Source organism: Pedococcus cremeus (genome assembly GCF_900111375.1).
Lineage (GTDB): Bacteria > Actinomycetota > Actinomycetes > Actinomycetales > Dermatophilaceae > Pedococcus_A > Pedococcus_A cremeus.
Genome location: NZ_FOHB01000010.1, coordinates 72,861 through 89,643, shown reverse-complemented (window position 1 = coordinate 89,643; position 16,783 = coordinate 72,861). Strand labels below are relative to the sequence as shown.

17 protein-coding genes are annotated in these 16,783 nt (G+C 73.4%); 7 read left to right on the top strand and 10 right to left on the bottom strand.

Annotated features, from left to right (window positions below):
* Nucleotides 1-104: 104 nt before the first annotated feature.
* Together dapA and BMW78_RS17760 are read right to left on the bottom strand one after the other, a co-directional pair.
* Nucleotides 105-1,043, bottom strand: a complete 939-nt coding sequence (gene dapA, locus BMW78_RS17765; protein WP_091762474.1) for a 4-hydroxy-tetrahydrodipicolinate synthase — start codon at nt 1,041-1,043, stop codon at nt 105-107.
* Nucleotides 1,044-1,055: 12 nt separating this feature from the next.
* Nucleotides 1,056-2,270, bottom strand: a complete 1,215-nt coding sequence (locus tag BMW78_RS17760; RefSeq protein WP_091762472.1) for an ATP-binding protein — start codon at nt 2,268-2,270, stop codon at nt 1,056-1,058.
* 236 nt (nt 2,271-2,506) lie between these two features.
* On the opposite strand from BMW78_RS17760, the gene BMW78_RS17755 reads away from it, so the two are divergent.
* Nucleotides 2,507-4,093 (top strand): M20/M25/M40 family metallo-hydrolase, encoded by a 1,587-nt coding sequence (locus BMW78_RS17755; protein WP_091762470.1) that lies wholly within the window; start codon nt 2,507-2,509, stop codon nt 4,091-4,093.
* Between the two features lie 55 nt (nt 4,094-4,148).
* Here the strand turns inward: BMW78_RS17755 and BMW78_RS17750 are convergent, their stop codons facing one another.
* From BMW78_RS17750 to BMW78_RS17720, 7 genes are all read right to left on the bottom strand, one after another.
* Nucleotides 4,149-4,661: a hypothetical protein gene (locus BMW78_RS17750; RefSeq protein ID WP_091762469.1), complete on the bottom strand. Its 513-nt coding sequence runs from the start codon at nt 4,659-4,661 to the stop codon at nt 4,149-4,151.
* 81 nt (nt 4,662-4,742) lie between these two features.
* Complete coding sequence (locus BMW78_RS17745) at nt 4,743-5,072, bottom strand: rhodanese-like domain-containing protein (protein WP_091762467.1); 330 nt, start codon at nt 5,070-5,072, stop codon at nt 4,743-4,745.
* Nucleotides 5,073-5,115: 43 nt separating this feature from the next.
* On the bottom strand, nt 5,116-5,685 hold the full coding sequence (locus tag BMW78_RS17740; protein WP_218144411.1) for a DUF2199 domain-containing protein: 570 nt from the start codon (nt 5,683-5,685) through the stop codon (nt 5,116-5,118).
* Nucleotides 5,682-6,542, bottom strand: coding sequence for a DNA-formamidopyrimidine glycosylase family protein (locus BMW78_RS17735; RefSeq protein WP_091762465.1), 861 nt, complete (start codon nt 6,540-6,542; stop codon nt 5,682-5,684). Before BMW78_RS17735 ends, BMW78_RS17740 begins: the two co-directional genes overlap by 4 nt.
* Before the next feature lie 49 nt (nt 6,543-6,591).
* Nucleotides 6,592-7,650 (bottom strand): App1 family protein phosphatidate phosphatase, encoded by a 1,059-nt coding sequence (locus BMW78_RS17730; RefSeq protein WP_091762463.1) that lies wholly within the window; start codon nt 7,648-7,650, stop codon nt 6,592-6,594.
* A 42-nt stretch (nt 7,651-7,692) separates the two neighbouring features.
* Nucleotides 7,693-8,523: a DsbA family protein gene (locus BMW78_RS17725; protein WP_177180461.1), complete on the bottom strand. Its 831-nt coding sequence runs from the start codon at nt 8,521-8,523 to the stop codon at nt 7,693-7,695.
* A gap of 172 nt (nt 8,524-8,695) precedes the next feature.
* Nucleotides 8,696-9,457 carry a GAF and ANTAR domain-containing protein gene (locus BMW78_RS17720; RefSeq protein WP_091762460.1) on the bottom strand — a complete coding sequence of 254 codons (762 nt, stop codon included), beginning with the start codon at nt 9,455-9,457 and terminating at the stop codon, nt 8,696-8,698.
* A 307-nt stretch (nt 9,458-9,764) separates the two neighbouring features.
* Between BMW78_RS17720 and BMW78_RS17715 the strand changes: the two genes are divergently transcribed.
* Nucleotides 9,765-10,715, top strand: a complete 951-nt coding sequence (locus BMW78_RS17715; protein ID WP_091762458.1) for a carbohydrate kinase family protein — start codon at nt 9,765-9,767, stop codon at nt 10,713-10,715.
* The gene (locus BMW78_RS17710) at nt 10,705-11,475 is read left to right on the top strand and encodes a fructosamine kinase family protein (protein WP_091762456.1); all 771 of its coding nucleotides are present in this window, start codon (nt 10,705-10,707) and stop codon (nt 11,473-11,475) included. Before BMW78_RS17715 ends, BMW78_RS17710 begins: the two co-directional genes overlap by 11 nt.
* 8 nt (nt 11,476-11,483) lie before the next feature.
* Here the strand turns inward: BMW78_RS17710 and BMW78_RS17705 are convergent, their stop codons facing one another.
* A complete protein-coding gene (locus BMW78_RS17705; protein WP_091762592.1) occupies nt 11,484-12,011 on the bottom strand; it encodes a mycothiol transferase in 528 nt (175 codons plus the stop codon).
* Between the two features lie 102 nt (nt 12,012-12,113).
* On the opposite strand from BMW78_RS17705, the gene soxR reads away from it, so the two are divergent.
* From soxR to BMW78_RS17685, 4 genes are all read left to right on the top strand, one after another.
* The gene (soxR, locus tag BMW78_RS17700; RefSeq protein WP_091762454.1) at nt 12,114-12,593 is read left to right on the top strand and encodes a redox-sensitive transcriptional activator SoxR; all 480 of its coding nucleotides are present in this window, start codon (nt 12,114-12,116) and stop codon (nt 12,591-12,593) included.
* A 28-nt stretch (nt 12,594-12,621) separates the two neighbouring features.
* Nucleotides 12,622-13,728, top strand: coding sequence for a serine hydrolase domain-containing protein (locus tag BMW78_RS17695; RefSeq protein WP_091762452.1), 1,107 nt, complete (start codon nt 12,622-12,624; stop codon nt 13,726-13,728).
* Nucleotides 13,729-13,822: 94 nt separating this feature from the next.
* A complete protein-coding gene (locus tag BMW78_RS17690; RefSeq protein WP_091762450.1) occupies nt 13,823-15,985 on the top strand; it encodes an MMPL family transporter in 2,163 nt (720 codons plus the stop codon).
* A 38-nt stretch (nt 15,986-16,023) separates the two neighbouring features.
* On the top strand, nt 16,024-16,782 hold the full coding sequence (locus BMW78_RS17685; RefSeq protein ID WP_091762448.1) for a hemerythrin domain-containing protein: 759 nt from the start codon (nt 16,024-16,026) through the stop codon (nt 16,780-16,782).
* Nucleotide 16,783 lies beyond the last annotated feature (1 nt).

The window sequence follows — 16,783 nt, the reverse complement described above, 5'->3', positions numbered from 1 at the left end:
CTGCGGTGGGCGCTGAGGTGCGCACCGCGGTGGAGGCAGTGATGGTCACGGGCGAACGGCGCCCGGCAGGCGTCCGGCGGGGGAACGTCGACACACGCGGAAGGCTACCGGCCGGGCCGGCCGAGCCGACTGACGCGGCCGGTCAGCAGTCCGGCGGCGTCGAGCCCGGCACGCAGCTGCGCCACCTCGTCGTCGTCGAGCGGCACGAGCGGCCCGCGCACGCGGCGGTTGTCGAGGACGCCGAGCAGCTCCAGGGCGGCCTTGGCCGTCGCCGCACCATAGTTGGGGACTCCCATGACCGCGTCGAAGGCCGGGAGGAGACCCATGTGCAGGCGCAGGGCCTCGGCGTGGTCGCCGTCGAGGAAGGCGTCGATGAGGGCGCGCAGCTCGCGACCGCCGGCGTGCGCGACGACGCTGACCAGGCCGACGGCGCCGTAGGCGAGGTAGCCCAGCAGCAGCGCCTCGTCGCCGGAGTACACGGCATACCCCAGGTCGGTGAGCCGGGCGGACCCGGCGGGGTCGCCGGTCGCGTCCTTGACCGCCACGACCGTGTCGATCTCGCGGGCGGCGCGGTAGGTCGCGAGCTCGATGCGGGTGCCGGTGCGGCCGGGCACGTCGTAGAGCATGACGGGGATGTCGGTGACGGCGGCCACGGTGCGGAAGTGGTGGAGGACCCCAGCCTGGCTGGGACGGTTGTAGTAGGGCGTCACGAGCAGCAGCCCGTCGACGCCGACCTTTGCGGCCTGCTCCGCGAGCTCGATGGAGTGCGCTGTGCTGTTGGTGCCCACGCCCGCGACCACCGAGGCCCGGTCGCCCACCGCGTCCTTGACCACGGCCAACAGCTCGCCGTTCTCGCCCGGCGTCGTCGTGGGTGACTCGCCCGCGGTGCCGGAGACGACCACGCCGTCGCTGCCGTGGTCGACGAGGTGACGCGCCAGCCGCGCCGCCGCCTCCAGGTCGACGGCACCCTTCGCGTCGAAGGGGGTCACCATGGCGGTCAGCAGGCGACCGAACGGTGCCACCGGTCCCCTGTCCTCAGTCATCGGGGGGCCCGCTCAGGCGTTGGCGCGCAGGTAGCGCCCGAAGTGGGGGACGGTGAACGCGATCCGGCCCCGTTCACCGGAGTAGATGAGCCCCTTCTTGAGCAGGGCGTCCCGAGCCGGCGAGAGCGACTGCGGCTTCCGGTCGAGCACCGAGGCGACCGACGCGGTCGGCACCGACTCGATCTCGTCGAGCGGCTCGTCGCCCGACTCGGCGAGCTGCAGCGCGGCGTCGGCCATCGCCCGCAGGTACTCCCGCTCCGCCGGGGTGGCGCGCTCGTACCGGGAGCCGAAGAACCCCACCGCCAGCTCGGCCTCGGCCTCGGGGGCAGCGACCTTGACGTCGTCGAGGGTGATCGGGGTCTGCGGCGCCACGTCCCAGGCCACCTTGCCGTAGGCCTGGACGAAGAACGGGTAGCCGGCGGTCGCGGCATACAGGGCCTCGAGCGCCTCCGGCGTGAACTCGGCGTCCTCCTCCTTGGCCGGCGCCGACAGGGCACGGTCTGCGGCCTCGCGGTCGAGGCGGTCGATGCGCTGGTACTTGAACAGCCGCTCGCTGTAGGACTTGCTCGCCGAGAGCACGGCCGGCAGGTGCGGCAGGCCCGCCCCGACGACGATGACCGGCAGCCCCGACTGGCTGATCTCGTGGCAGGCGGCGCACACGGCCGAGACGTCCTCGGGGTCCAGGTCCTGCATCTCGTCGATGAAGATCGCGACTCCCTTGCCGACGTCGGCGGCCAGGCCGCCCACGTCGGTGAGCAGCTCGACGAGGTCGATCTCGATGTCGCCGGAGTCGGCCCGGCCGGTCACCGCGGGGGCGTCGATGCCGGGGTTCCACCGCTCGCGCAGCTTGGCGTTCGGCGCCGCGTCGCGCTGGGCGAACGCCTTGATGACGCCGAGCACGTGGTCGACGTCGTCGCCCTGGGGGTGGCCGAGCTCCCGCACCGCCACGTGCAGCGCCGCCGACAGGGGGCGGCGCAGCCGCTGGTCGGGCCTGGCCTCCAGCTTTCCGGTGCCCCAGTGGTAGCGGACCGCCGACGACCGGAGGGCGTTGAGCAGCACGGTCTTGCCCACCCCGCGCAGCCCGGTCAGCACGATCGAGCGCTCGGGGCGCCCGCGCGAGATGCGCTCGAGCACGACGTCGAACGCGCGCAGCTGCTCGTCACGTCCGGCGAGCTCCGGCGGGCGCTGCCCCGCGCCGGGGGCGTACGGGTTACGGATCGGGTCCACGATCGCAGGCTATGGGGCTCTCTAGCGGATCCCTGAGATTTCGCCATACGCCGCCATCGTCGTGTCGCGTGTCCCGGCACAGCCGGTATGCCGAGCGAGCCGCCCGTCCTCCCGGTGCGACCGCTTGCACCCGGATGTGGACCGTTCACCGCATTTGACTCGATCTGGGCAGAAATGCACGCGGCGTCGGAGCAGCGTGCACGAGGTCACCGCAGCAACGACGGAACGGAGCAGGCATGTCACCCCACGAGCAGCACACTGCCGGACACGAGGGAACTGGCGGCGCGTTCGGCACCCTCACGCGGCACCCCCTCAACCGGCGCTCCTTCCTCACAGGTGTCGGCGGCCTCGCAGTGGTGGGCGGCGCCGCGGCCAGCGCGCAGGCCGTGACCCGCCCGGAGGTGGTCGCCGCACCGCTCGGCGGCCGGGCCAGCGCGGCGGCCGCACCCGACCCGCTCGCCCTGCTGAAGAAGATGCTCTCCTTCGACACCCAGAACTTCGGCCAGGGCGGCAAGACCCGCCAGCACGCCGAGTGGCTGAAGTCGGTGTGGGACTCGGCGGGGGTCTCCGCCGAGATCATCCCGACGCCGCAGCCCGACAACGTCCACCTCATCGCCCGCATCGAGGGAACGACGTCGGCCGCACCCCTGCTCCTGCTGGGCCACTCGGACGTCGTGCCGGTGGAGCGAGACAACTGGAGCACCGACCCGTTCGCCGGCACGGTGAAGGACGGCGAGATCTACGGCCGCGGGGCCCTCGACATGAAGGGCGCCAACGCCGCCTCGATCGGCGCCCTGCTCCGCCACCTGTCGGAGGGCGCCCGGTTCGAGCGCGACATCATCGTGCTCACCGACTGCGACGAGGAGGCGGGGAGCTACGGGTCGGGCTGGCTGGCCAAGAACCACTGGGACAAGCTCGACTGCGGCATGGTGCTCACCGAGGGCGGCTGGTTCCTGGCCCAGTCGGACCAGACGACGCCGATGCTCATCACCGTGACCCGGCAGGACAAGGTCTACTTCAACCTCGACCTGTATGCCGCGGGCACCGCCACCCACTCCTCCAAGCCGATGCCCGACTCGGCCATCGTCGCGCTGTCGCGCGCCGTCGCGGACCTCGGCGACGACCTCGCGCCGGTGCACCTCAGCGCCGTCACCCGCGAGTACTTCGAGGCGCTCGCCGACGCCACCGACGACCGCAGGTGGGCCAGGGCCATCCACCTGATGCTCAAGGCACGCAGCCAGCCGGCCCGCGAGCGAGCGGCGGCGCTGGTGGTGAAGGGCTCCGACTACCCCTACCTGCACAGCGCCCTGCTGCGCACCACGATGGCCTTCGTCATCGAGGACGCCGGCTACAAGGAGAACGTCATCCCGTCCGAGGCCCACGTGCGGGTGAACTGCCGCGGCATACCGCGTGGCCAGAAGCCCCGCGACTTCCTGGCCGACGTCCGCAGGAAGATGGCCCGCCGCGACATCGAGGTCAAGCTCGCCGCCCCCGCCGGCGTCTCGGAGGCGGAGTACCTCGACCAGCTCGACCAGCGCTGGGCGGGCGAGCCGGCCGACCTCGACACACCCCTGTACCAGGCGATCTCCCAGGCGGCCGTGCAGACCTACCCGTCCGCGAGGTTCTCACCGGCCCTCTTCGAAGCGGGCACGAGCCTCGGGCCCTGGCGCGAGAAGGGCATCCCCGGGTACGGCGTCTACCCCTACGTCATCAGCAACGAGCAGCTCATCGGCATGCACGGCAACGACGAGCGCATCTACGTCGAGGCCCTCGCCAAGGGCACCGACTTCATGCACCGGGTGTTCGGCCGCTTCCTCGCCTGACGCCCGGATCTGCCTCCGCTGCTCGGGGGCGGTCCCTGCGGCTCCGTGCCCGGCGTCAGCGCCGGGTGCGGAGCCGCACGAGGTGACCGACCACGCCGGGCACCCAGCCCTGCTCCCGACGGAGCCAGCGCACCGCCACCAGGTTCATCGGCACCACGACGAAGCCGCCCTTGAACCCGTCGGCGACCGCGAGGTCGGTGCCGAACGCGTCGGTCACGAGCTGCCAGCGCAGGTCGGTGTGCCGGTGCAGGTGCTCGCCGATGCCCATCGCGAACCGCTCGACCACGACGTCGTGCGGCTCGCGCTGCGCCTCCGGAGCCGCCTCCCACGCGACGAAGGCCGCGTCGAGGCCGGCCCCGAGGGACTCCAGGTCGTCGACGTCGACCCCGGCCGCCTCGAGCTCGCGCAGCGCGTCGGCGATGCGCGCCTGCTGGTCCTCGGGCACGCCCTGGACCACCGGGGTGAGGGGCACCTCGTCGCCGAGGCCGAGGTCGGCACTCGGCGCCGATCCTGCCTCAGGGACTTCCTCGGTCGCCGATGCCCGCTCGCCTCGCTTGAACCACGCCATCACGTCAGCGTAGTGACGGCGGCGCCCATCGGCCCGGGCTCGGGTGGCCCGGCTCCGATCCCGGAGGTGAGAGGCCCGCGCTCAGATGACCTGCGGCTGCCCGGAGGCCGAGACCACCGGCTTGCCGGCCGCGTGCCAGCCCTTCATGCCGCCGTCGAGGTTGGCCACGTCGAACCCCTGCTGGCTCAGCCAGGCGACGGCCCGGGACGACCGGCCGCCACCGCGGCAGGTCACGGCCAGCGTGCCGCTGTCGGTGTCCGGCAGCTCGTGGAGGCGCGTGGGCAGCTCGCCGAGCGGGATGTGCACGGCGCCCGGGGCGTGGCCGGCGTCCCACTCGTCCTGCTCGCGGACGTCGAGGATCACCGCGTGGTCGGGGACGTCGGTGCTGGCGATCTGGGGGATCTCACTCATAACGGTCATCCTGACACGCGGCGTACGGCCGCGCCGGGCCCGGTCAGTGCAGCTCGCCGTAGACGGCCGCGTTCAGCTCGGCCACCCGGTGCCAGGTGATGCCCTCGGCCTGCTCGCGGGCCAGCGGGTGCGGCTCGCCCTCGGTCCGCTCCACCTCGATCCGCGGCACGAGCCCCGGCTCACGGGTGTGCACCACGGCCCGCAGGTCGAGCGTCGACGGCTCGTAGGGGAGCTCGCTGGCCAGCAGCCCGAACACCGGCGGCACCCGGTCGGCCCGGTCGGGGTCGTCCCAGTGCTCGAAGAGGAGCTCGAGGCTCTCCCCGCTGAGCAGCACCCACACCGACCACGAGAACGACGTCACGTCGCCGGCGTCGAGCACCGGCAGGGCCACCTCGCCGCGCAGGAAGTACGACGTGCCGCGGTCGGGGTCGGCGTCCGGCAGGAAGCAGACGTCGTCGGTGAGCTCCCCGGCGTCGCGCTGCGCGGCCGAAGCCAGGTCCCAGGCGTGCGGAGACCCCGAGCCCATGGCGGTCGCCAGGTCGAGGTGCCGCCCGCCGCAGGTCGGGCAGGGCCGGGCGTCAGGAGCGCTGGCGCGAGAGTCGGCTCCCGTCACTTGAGCAGCCTCGACATCCGGCGGTCGGCCAACGGCTTGCCGCCCGTCTGGCAGGTGGCGCAGTACTGCAGCGACGAGTCCGCGAACGACACCTCCCGCACCGTGTCACCGCACTCCGGGCAGGTCTCGCCGGTGCGGCCGTGCACCCGCATGCCCGCCCGCTTGGCGTCCTTGAGCTCCGCCGCCGGCTTCCCCGACGCGGCGACCACGGCCGCCGACAGCGTCTCCCGCAGCGCGGCATACAGCCGGTCCACGGCGGCGTCGTCGAGGGTCGCCGCGAGCGCGAACGGCGACATCTTCGCCACGTGCAGCACCTCGTCGGAGTAGGCGTTGCCGACGCCGGCGATGACCGACTGGTCGCGCAGCACGCCCTTGACCTGCGCGCGCCGGCTGTGGAGCAGCTCCCCGAACACCTCGCGGGTGAACTCGGGGGCCAGCGGGTCGGGGCCGAGCGAGGCGATGCCCGGCACCTGCGCCGGGTCGCTGACGATGTAGGCCGCGAGCCGCTTCTTCGTGCCGGCCTCGGTCAGGTCGAACCCCGATCCGTCGGAGAACCGCACCCTCAGCGCGATCGGCGACTTGCCCGGCCGCAGCCGGGTCGGCGAGATCGCGTCGCTCCAGCGCAGCCAGCCCGCCCGGGCGAGGTGGAAGACCAGGTGGGTGCCGGAGCAGTCGAGGTCGATGAACTTGCCGTGCCGGCTCACCGCGTCGACGGGCAGCCCCACGAGCGCGTCGGGCGGCGGGTTGAACGTCTTGAGCACCGAGATCGAGCCCAGCTCGACCCCGGTGACGGCCAGGCCGTCCGTCCGCGCGGACAGGAAGTCGACCAGCGCCTGCACCTCGGGTAGCTCGGGCATGGGCCCATCATGCCCGGGCCGAGCGCGCGGCGCGGGCCGGTACGCCGGCTCAGCGGCTGAGCGCGACCCGCAGCAGGCGCAGCAGCCCGTACCCGTCCCCGGCGCGGCACACGGGCACGTCGCGGCGCTGCCGGTGGCGCGGCGCCAGCTCCTCGTTCGAGACCGGTATGCCGTGCGAGAGCACCTGCTCGGTCGGCGTCAGCTCGCGGATGGCGATGGCCCGGACCTTGTCGGGCCGCTCCTCGGCGAAGTCACCGTAGATCTTCGGGTCGTGCTGGCCGTCGTCGCCGATGAGCAGCCACTGGATGTGGGGCAGCTCGTTGGCCAGCCGGTGCAGGCAGGAGCGCTTGTGCTCCTGCCCGGAGCGGAACCAGCCGGTGTTGGTCGGGCCCCAGTCGGTGAGCAGCAGCGGGCCCAGCGGGTAGCCGTGCTTCTTGAGGAACCGGTTGAGGTGCGGCGAGGTGTTCCAGGCGCCCGTGGAGACGTAGACGATCGGGGCGTCCGGGTGCTCGGCCAGCAGCTCGCGGTAGAGCGTCGCCATCCCCGGCACGACGTGGCGTGCGTTCCCGGCGCGCACGAACGTGTTCCAGGCGGCGATGAAGGGCCGGGGCAGCGAGGTGCTGATGACCGTGTCGTCGATGTCACTGATGATCCCGAAGGTGGCCTCCGGCGCGACGACGTAGACGACCGCGTCCACCGGCTCGGCGTCCGGCGACTCGACCCGCACCTCGTGCCAGCCCGGATCGAGGCCGTGGTCCCTGACCTGCACGTCGATGTAGCCGCTGCGGTCGGAGCGGGCGTGGACGGTGCGGCCGCCGACGGTGATGGTGACCGGCACGTTCATGGCCGGCGCGGTGATGAAGGCGCGCCAACCGCGCTGCTGCTCCTCGGCGGCCCGCAGCTCCGGCACGGAGGCCTCGGCGTCGGCGCCCGGGTGCTGCTCGGGGCGGCGGGTCAGCAGCACCCGGCCGAGCACGCGGACGAAGCTTTCCGAGCCGTAGCCGGTGTGGCTGACGATCCGGGTCTGCCACCCCCGTGCGCGCAGCACGGCGTTGACCCGGCGGTGCCAGGCGTCCTCGACGATCGCGGCGGCGTGGGGGCGGGCCATGGCCAGAACCCTATGGCCTCCCCACGGCCCGGCGGATCGTTCCTAACGGCTGGCGAGCACGCTCTGGTACTCGTCGAGCAGCTGCTCGCCACTCGTCCCGGGGCCCTCGAGCTCGTCGAGCTGGTGGCCGTGGCTCACCAGCAGCATGGGGCCGCGCCGGGCTCCGAGGTCGTGGGCGAGGCGGATGTCCTCGTCCGCGAGCTCCGCCGCCCGGCTGGACCCGGCGAAGAGCTCGACGGCGGGACCGTCGAGGCCGAGCTCGTCGGCGACGTCGCGCACGGTGGAGGGGTCGGACAGGCTGCGGCCGTCCCAGAAGAAGGCCCGCTGCAGGGCTTCGAGCACCTCCAGCTCACGGCGCGGGGCGGCCGAGGTGAGCCCGATGACCGCAGCGGCGGCCAGGCGCGAGTCCAGGCTGAGGGCGGCGTCGTGCAGGGTCAGCTCGTAGCCGGGGCCGAACTTCGCCCCGGTCGAGCGGCGCACCGCCTCCATCGGGGTGGCGGCAGCGGCGACGGACTCGCCGTGGAAGAGGCCGATGTTCACGACCTCGAGGTCGGCCTCGTGCCCGATGTGGCCCAGCAGCGTGCGCACGGAGGGCAGGTAGCCGTAGGACCAGGGGCAGTAGGGGTCGTGCAGGTAGACCAGCAGGGGCCGCTCGGACTGGTGGGCGACGGCGCCGGTGGCCCGGAAGGCCGAGCCGAGACGGAGCCGCCACGGCTCGGCGGAGCTGGCGCCGCGGTGGAGCGAACGGCTGTCGTGGGCGCACCAGGAGCTCAGGCTGGGGGACTGGCCGCGGTCGCGGTGGCTCGACGGTGCCGTGTAGCCGGACGTGTGGTTGGACGGCTCCGAGTGATGGGACGTCGCGGTGTGGGTCAAAGATCGGTGGGACGGGTGTCGGCAGGATGCGTTCACAACGCACCTCCTCCAGAAAGCAGAAAAAGCAACCGGGCAGCCGTCGTGGCTGCGTCCCGGTTGCTTCAGGCGCTCCGACAGTAACGCACAACCGTCACGGAGCGGGACATGCGTCCCACCCCGTGACGAACGGGCGTCAGGCCGGGAGCTCGCCCTCGCCGAGGCGCTCGACCCCGTGCACCACCTCGTTGACGACCTCGGCCGCCAGGGTGCGGAGCTTGACGTTGCGGTTCTGGGAGTGGCGGCGTAGCACCTCGAACGCCTGGGTCTCGTCGATGGCGTGGCGGCCCATGAGCACCCCCTTGGCCTGCTCGATCACCGCACGGCTGGCCATGGCCTGCTCCATCTGGGCGGCGACCTCACGGGCACCTTCGAGCTCGAGCACCGAGGCGAGGGCGTCGGCGGCCCGGGTGGCCGCGAGCCGCACGAGGGCGAGGTCGCCGTGGTCGAAGGCGTGACGGGTCTTGCCGTAGAGGTTGAGTGCACCGAAGCACCGGCTGCCCGACACCAGCGGGGCGGCCATGAGGGACTTCACCTCGGTGTCGACGGCGGCCGTGAACATCGGCCAGCGCTCCTGCGCCGTCGGCAGGTCGACGAGGTTCTCCCGCCGGTTGCGGTAGGCGTCGAGGCAGGGGCCGTCGTCCACGGCGTACTGGACGGCGTCGATCTCCAGGGTCTGCGCCGTCGTGTACGCCGCCGTGCGGGCCCGGTCCTCGATGACGACGGTCACCCCCACCGCGTCGCAGTGCTCGACGTTGTCGCGCACCGAGAAGACCAGGGCGTCGAGGTAGCCGGACAGGTCCTCCATTGACCCGAGCACGCCGGACAGCGCAGCCATCACGCGCTCGGTGGGCGTCGACGGGGCCTGGGTCATCTGCTCGGTCGGCTGCTCGGTCACAGGTCACTCCTCACGGCGGTCGGGGGTTTCCAAAATAGTCCCCGAACCGCCGGGCTGCGTCCGTCACCAGCGTGCCACCGCCGTGGAGGAGGCGGCGGCGGCACGCTGGGTGGTGCGGCCGCTCAGGTGCCGGCGCCCGGAACCGTGCCGGCCGCCACCAGGAGGACGGCAGCCGGCACGGTCGTCGCGGGGTGCACGCACACCGTCGTTCGCACGCGAAGAACCTGTCAGGCGCACGGCATACAGCGGGGGAAGCAGCGGTCAGGGCTTGGCCAAGATCCGGTATGCCGTGGGGCAGGATGGCCGCATGGGTGCCCCTGCGTCGTCGAACACCAGTGCGTCGTCGAACACCATTGCGTCGTCCAGCCCCACCGCGGCGGTCATCGGTGGGGTCAGCTGGAACCAGGTCGTCGACGTGCCGCGGCTGCCGCAGGGCCGCACCGAGACCCTCTTCGCCACCGGGTCCCGCGAGGGCATCGGCGCCACCGGGTCGGGCAAGGCGCTCAACCTCGCTCGGCTGGGGTTCGCGACCCGGCTGCACGCCCTCGTGGGCGACGACGCCGAGGGTGACCGGGCCGCGGCGGAGCTGGCCGGGGCCGGCGTCGAGCTGTGCCGGGTGCCCGACCCGGCCGGCACCGAACGCCACTTCAACCTCATGGACCCGCAGGGCCGCCGCGCCAGCATCTACCTCAACGGCGGCACCCACGACCCCGACGAGTCGGTGGTGTCGGCCGGCGACCTGGCCGAGTTCGCCGCGGGAGCCGACTACCTGTGGGTCAACCTGGCCAACTACGCGCGGCGGGTGCTGCCCGAGCTGGCCGTACGCGGCATACCCGTCTGGGCCGACGTGCACGACTGGGACGGCGACAACGAGTTCCACCGCGACTTCGTCGACGCTGCGCAGTACCTCTTCCTCTCCGACGAGGCGCTCGACGACGCGGTGGGGTTCGCCACTCACCTGGCCAGGACCCGCGAGCTGGTGGTCGTGACGCACGGCAGCCGCGGGGCGACCGCCCTGCTGCCCGGCCACGACCCGCTCTTCGTGCCGCCGCTGGAGGTGGAGGCGGTCGACCCCAACGGCGCCGGCGACGCGTTCTGCGCCGGGGTCGTCTGGGGGCACAGCCGCGGCTGGGACTGGCCGCAGGCCCTAGAGGCTGGCGCCGCGGTGGCCGCCGGCTGCGTGGCGAGCCCGCAGCTGGCCGACCCGGGCCTCACGCCGGAGTGGCTCGAGCAGCAGGTCTCGGCGCGTGCCGGCTGACGTCTTCCGCAAGGGCAGCGCCTCCGCGCCGGACGGTTACTTCCGCTGGGAGGCGGCCGGCCTGGCGTGGCTGGGCTCGGCGCCGGGCGGGGCGGCCGTCGCCGAGGTGCTCGACGTCGGCGACCGGCACCTCGACCTGCGACGACTGACCTTCGCCAACCCCGACCCGCTGACGGCCGAGGCGTTCGGGGCGGCCCTGGCCCGCACGCACGACGCGGGCGCGCCCGCGTTCGGCGCGCCGCCCGACGGGTGGAGCGGCGACGGGTTCCTCGGCCCGCTCTCCGAACCGCTGCGGCTGGTGCTGCGGGAGAGCCCGACGTGGGGCGCGTTCCACGCCGCCCAGCTCCGCGGCATCCTGGCGCTTGCCGTCGATAGGGGTGTCTACGGCAGATCCGATATCGCCCTAGTCGAGGCGATCGTCGGCCGGGTGGAGGCGGGGGAGTTCGACGACGGCGCGCCACCGGCCCGCATCCACGGCGACCTGTGGTCGGGCAACCTCGTCTGGACCGCCGAGGGCGCCGTGCTCATCGACCCCGCGGCGCACGGCGGGCACCGGGAGACCGACCTGGCGATGCTGGCGCTGTTCGGCTGCCCCCACCTCGAGTTCGTCGTCTCGGGATACCTCGCCGAGCACCGGCTCGACGCCCAGTGGCGCGAGCGGGTCGCCCTGCACCAGCTGCACCCGCTGATGGTGCACGCGGTGCTGTTCGGGGGCGGGTACGTGCAACAGAGCCTCGAGCACGCCCGCCGCTACCGCTGAGGTCGAGCTCAGCCGACGGGCTCCCCGCCGCCGGACTCGATGAGCCCCCGCACGTAGGCCGCCTGGCCCACGTGCTGCTGGTCGTCGTTGATGACGCTCACCAGCCGCACGCCGAGGCTCACCGGCGGGTCCCAGCGCTCGTCGACGATCCGGTCGAGGTCGTCGAGGCCGAGCCCCGAGACGAACGCGACGCTCTGCTCGTGCACCGCGTCGTGGTAGCCGGTGAGCAGCTCTGGCGACTCGACGCGCACGCCGTCGACCTCGGTGGGGGTGTGGCCGTAGCCGGTGTCGGCGTCGTCGAACGGCAGCCCGAACCGCTTTGCCCAGCCCCGCGCGGTCCACACCTGCTCTCGGCCGGTGAGGTCGGCCAGGTGGTCGTCCTGGATGCGCGTCAGGTGCCACACCAGCCAGCCGATGGAGTTGGCCTCCGGCCCGGGGCGCTCGGCGAGCTGCTCGCCGCTGAGTCCCTCGACGGCGCCGTGCACGCCTTCACGAATGCGGTTGAACGAGTCCACCAGCAGCTCACCGAGGTCCATGCTGTCGATGGTGCGCCAGGCGCGCCGCCTCCGCACCCCGGCCGGCGGGCAGAATGCTGCCAGTCCCACAAGACAACGCGACCCGAGAAGCTGGGAGGCCACGTGGACGCTCACGACGTCCTCACCGTCTCCGAGGTGTCCCGGCGCAGCGGTTTCGCCCCGTCAGCGCTGCGCTACTACGAGCGCGAGGGGCTGATCCACGCCGCGCGCACGACCGGCGGACAGCGCCGCTACACCCGCGCGGTGCTGCGCCGGCTCGCCTTCATCCGCGCCGCCAGCAACGTGGGCCTGACCCTGGAGGAGGTGCGCGCCGAGCTCGCCCGCCTGCCGGAGGGCCGCACGCCGACCAAGGCCGACTGGACCCGCATCTCGGCGCACTGGCGCAGCCGCCTCGACGAGCAGGTGGCCGCCCTCGAGGCGCTGCGCGACCGGCTCGACTCGTGCATCGGCTGCGGCTGCCTGAGCCTGAAGCAGTGCGGCATCTCCAACCCGCGCGACGAGGCGGCCGACTCCCCGGAGGCGCCCGGCGCGGCGAAGCTGCCCCCGCTGCTGCGCCGCCCGCGCCCCACCCCGGACAGGTGAGGGCCGTGACCGGACGAGCGAGTCGCCCATGACGACGCCCCTGACGACGCCGCCGTTGGACGGGCACGTCGCACCGGGCTTCGAGGCCGTCCGTGAGGCGTTCGCCGACGTCATGGCGGCCCAACCGGGCACCGGCGCCGCCGTGGCCGCCTGGTCCGACGGGCGCTGGGTCGTCGACCTGTGGGGCGGCTGGGCCGATGCCCGCCGCACCCTCCCCTGGAGCCGTGACACGACCGTCATGCCGTACTCCGTGACCAAGCCGTTCGCCGCCCTGACCGCCCTCGTGCTCGTCGACCGCGGCCTCCTCGACCTCGACGCCCCCGTGCAGCGTCACTGGCCCGAGCTGCGGGCGGCCGCGACCGTGCGACAGCTGCTCTCGCACCAGACGGGTCTCGTCGCCCTGGTCGACCCGGCCCCGGGCGCGATGCTCCACGACTGGGACGGCCTGTGCGCCCGCCTGGCCGTCGAGGAGCCTCGCTGGGAGTCGGGCACCGCCATCGGCGAGAGCGCCCTCTTCTACGGCCACCTCGTCGGCGAGCTGGTGCGCCGGGTCGACGGCCGCACGCCGGGCACCTTCCTGCGCGACGAGGTCTGCGGTCCGCTCGGCCTCGACTTCGCGATCGGCCTGCGCGACGACGAGCTGGTCCGGGTGGCCGACCTCACCGGCCTGGACTCACCGGAGTGGGCGCCCGACGCGCCCCGCTGGACGCCGCTGCTGCGGCAGGCGATGTTCAACCCGCCCGGGGCGCTCGACGCCGGAACCGTCAACAGCGAGCGCTTCCGCCGCGCCGAGGTGCCGGCGATCAACGGCCACGGCACCGCTCGAGCGGTCGCCGGCCTGTATGCCGCGCTGCTGCGAGGAGAGCTCCTCTCGCCGTCGCTGCGCGACGAGGCGGCCCGCCCCCAGGCCTGCGGTGTCGACGCGGTGATGGGCGGGCCGGAACGCTGCTGGGGCCTGGGGTTCGCGGTCGAGGACGACGGCTTCGGCATGGGCGGCACGGGCGGCGGCGTGGGCTGGGCGTGCACCACCGGTGGCTACGCCTACGGGTTCACCACCGGCAGCATGGGCGGCCACGACGGCTCCGACACGGTGGAGAACGCGCTGCGCGAGCTCCTGAGCCTGCCGCCGCTCTGACGCGCCCCAAGTCGGACCCAAGTCGCGCGCAAGCGACCCACCGCACCCTTCAAGGGACAGCACCACCCTGACCCGAAGAAGGACGGCATCCCCGATGTCTCGCTTGCTCTACCGCCTCGGCCACGGTGCCGCGGCCCACCCGTGGCGGACCCTCTCCGCCTGGCTGCTCACCGCAGCCGCGGTCGTCGGCCTCTCCGTGGCCGTCGGCGGCACCCCCCAGGACGACTACAACGTGACCGAGGCCCGCGCCCAGGTCGGCATCGAGATGCTGCGCGACCACCTCATCGGCGCCGGCAACACCTTCGCCCGGGTCGTCGTGCACGACCGCGCGGGCGAGGCGCCCAGCCCGAAGGTGCTCGACGACCTGGCCGGCCGGCTCCGCGCCATGCCGCACGTCGTGCAGGTCTCGCCACCCCAGGTCTCCGGCGACGGCGACACCGCGCTGGTCGGCGTGACCTACGACGTGCCGGTCACCGACCCCGACCTCATGGGCAACCTGACGCCCCTCGAGCGCGCCGTCGCCCCGGTGCGCACGGCCGGTCTGCAGGTCGAGCTCGGCGGCGAGGTGCCCGAGCAGGCCGCCGCGCCCATGCGCGGCCAGGGCGAGGTCATCGGCGTCGTCGCCGCCCTGCTCATCCTCGTGCTCGCCTTCGGCTCCGTCGTCAGCGCCGGCCTGCCCATTGCGGTCGCGCTCGGCGGCCTCGCCGTCGGCAGCGCGGGGGTCACCCTGCTCGCGGCCACCATGGACGTCAGCACCGCCGCCCCGATGGTCGCCACCATGGTCGGCCTCGGTGTCGGCATCGACTACGCGCTGCTGCTGGTGACCCGCCACGTGGAGTACCTCCGTGCCGGTCACTCGGTGCCCGACGCCGCCGGACGCGCCGTCGCCACCGCGGGCCGGTCGGTCGTGTTCGCCTCCAGCACGGTGCTGGTCTCGCTCATGGGGCTGCGCCTGGCCGGCCTGCCGGTCTACAGCTCCTTCGGCTTCGCCACCGCCATCGCCGTGGTGTCGGTGATGGCCGCGGCCCTCACCCTCGTGCCGGCCCTGTGCCGGTTCGCCGGGCTGCGCCTGCTGCCCCGCCGGGTCCGCAAGGCCAGGGCGCAGGGCGGGGTGCCGCTGACCGCCCGCTGGGCTGCCAAGGTCGGACGTCGACCGCTGCCGTGGGCGGTCGCCGCCACCGTGCTCATGCTGGGCCTGGCCGTGCCGGCGCTCGACATGCGCACCTGGCCGCAGGACCCCAGCAGCCAGTCCACCGAGCTCACCACGCGGCGCGCCTACGACCTGGTGGCCGCCGAGTACGGCGCCGGCGCCAACGGCCCGCTCACCGTGGTGGCCGACCGCAGGGACGTCACCGATGCCCGGGTTGAGAGCATCCGCGCCGCGCTCCTCGGCCGCGACGACATCGTCGCGGTGACGCCGACGGTGACCTCACCCGACGGTGCGCTGGCAGTCTTCGACGCCGTCCCGGCATACGGGCCCACCGACGAGCGCACCGGCGGCCTCGTCTCCGACGTCCGCGCGTCGCTGCCCGGCGGGGTGGAGGTGACGGGCACCACCGCCTTCTTCTCCGACATCGCCGACCTGCTGGCCGGCCGGCTGTGGCTCGTCATCGCCTTCGTCGTCGCCCTGTCGGTGGTGCTGCTCGCCATGGTGTTCCGGTCGGTCGTCATCCCGGTGAAGGCCGCGGTGATGAACCTGCTGTCGATCGCGGCCGCCTACGGCGTGATGGTCGTGGTCTTCCAGTGGGGCTGGGGCACCGAACTGCTCGGCCTCGACCACCCGCTGGCGGTCTCGAGCTGGGTGCCGATCCTGATGTTCGCCATCCTGTTCGGCCTCTCGATGGACTACGAGGTGTTCCTGCTCTCGCGGATCCGCGAGGACTGGGAGCGCACCGGCGACGCCCACGGCAGCGTCGTGCGCGGCCTGTCGGCCACCGGCCGGGTGATCTCGAGCGCCGCCGCGATCATGGTCGCCGTCTTCCTCGGCTTCGCCACCGAGGTCGACGTCGTCGTCAAGATGCTCGGCGTCGGCATGGCCGTCGCGATCCTGCTCGACGCCACCGTCGTCCGGATGGTGCTCGTGCCGGCCACCATGTCGCTCCTCGGCCGCTGGAACTGGTGGGTGCCCGCCTGGCTCGACCGGGTGCTGCCGACCGTCCGCGCGGAGGTCACCGACGCCGACCTGCCCGCGACCGCCCGGGCAGCGGACGTCCCCTCCCTCCCCGAGCCCGAGCGCGTGCCCGTCGGCGCCCGCTGAACCCACCTTCGCCACACCAGAGACCGAGAGGAACCACCATGACCGCACACCCGACCACCCCGACGACCAACCCCACCACCACCACCTCGTATGCCGCGTGGCCCACCCAGGTGCGCCTGCCCGGCCAGACCGCGGCCCACGAGGGGCCCGTCGACATGACGATGATGTACGTGATGCACCACGCCTTCCGGCGCGACCTGGCCGCCTTCGCGGCGGCCGCCGCTGCCACGCCGGTGGAGGCCCGCAGCACCTGGCGGGCGCTGGCCGAGCGGTGGGAGACCTTCGCCCACGCCCTGCACCACCACCACACCGGTGAGGACACCGGCCTCTGGCCACTGCTGGAGGAGCGCACCGACGACGCCGGCCGCGAGACACTCGCGGCGATGGAGGTCGAGCACGGCGAGATCGACCCGATCCTCACCGCGTGCGCCGCCGGGTTCGAGCGGCTCGCGTCGCACGCCGACGAGGACGCCCGTGCCGCGCTGGCGGTGCGGCTCGTCGCCGCCCGCGAGAGCCTCGGCCGCCACCTGCGGCACGAGGAGTGCGACGCCATCGCGCTCATCCAGGAGCTCCTGACCAACGAGGAGTGGCACGCCCTCGACGAGGAGCACTTCAAGAAGGGCCTGAGCATCCAGCGGCTGCTCACCCAGGTGCCGTGGGCGCTGCACGAGGTGCCGGCCCCGATCCGGCGCGACCTGTTCGCCCAACCGGGGGGCCGCGCCCACCACGCGATGTGGCTGGCCACCCGTCGGCCCTTCGAGCGTCGCGAGCGCCTGGCCTTCCGCTACGTCGGCTGAG

What these genes read in the sequence shown, in the direction of transcription:
- dapA (WP_091762474.1), bottom strand. Translation starts at nt 1,043, where the DNA reads ATGACTGAGGACAGGGGACCGGTGGCACCGTTCGGTCGCCTGCTGACC.
- BMW78_RS17755 (WP_091762470.1), top strand. Translation starts at nt 2,507, where the DNA reads ATGTCACCCCACGAGCAGCACACTGCCGGACACGAGGGAACTGGCGGC.
- BMW78_RS17750 (WP_091762469.1), bottom strand. Translation starts at nt 4,661, where the DNA reads ATGGCGTGGTTCAAGCGAGGCGAGCGGGCATCGGCGACCGAGGAAGTC.
- BMW78_RS17745 (WP_091762467.1), bottom strand. Translation starts at nt 5,072, where the DNA reads ATGAGTGAGATCCCCCAGATCGCCAGCACCGACGTCCCCGACCACGCG.
- BMW78_RS17735 (WP_091762465.1), bottom strand. Translation starts at nt 6,542, where the DNA reads ATGCCCGAGCTACCCGAGGTGCAGGCGCTGGTCGACTTCCTGTCCGCG.
- BMW78_RS17730 (WP_091762463.1), bottom strand. Translation starts at nt 7,650, where the DNA reads ATGGCCCGCCCCCACGCCGCCGCGATCGTCGAGGACGCCTGGCACCGC.
- BMW78_RS17715 (WP_091762458.1), top strand. Translation starts at nt 9,765, where the DNA reads ATGGGTGCCCCTGCGTCGTCGAACACCAGTGCGTCGTCGAACACCATT.
- BMW78_RS17705 (WP_091762592.1), bottom strand. Translation starts at nt 12,011, where the DNA reads ATGGACCTCGGTGAGCTGCTGGTGGACTCGTTCAACCGCATTCGTGAA.
- BMW78_RS17695 (WP_091762452.1), top strand. Translation starts at nt 12,622, where the DNA reads ATGACGACGCCCCTGACGACGCCGCCGTTGGACGGGCACGTCGCACCG.
- BMW78_RS17690 (WP_091762450.1), top strand. Translation starts at nt 13,823, where the DNA reads ATGTCTCGCTTGCTCTACCGCCTCGGCCACGGTGCCGCGGCCCACCCG.
- BMW78_RS17685 (WP_091762448.1), top strand. Translation starts at nt 16,024, where the DNA reads ATGACCGCACACCCGACCACCCCGACGACCAACCCCACCACCACCACC.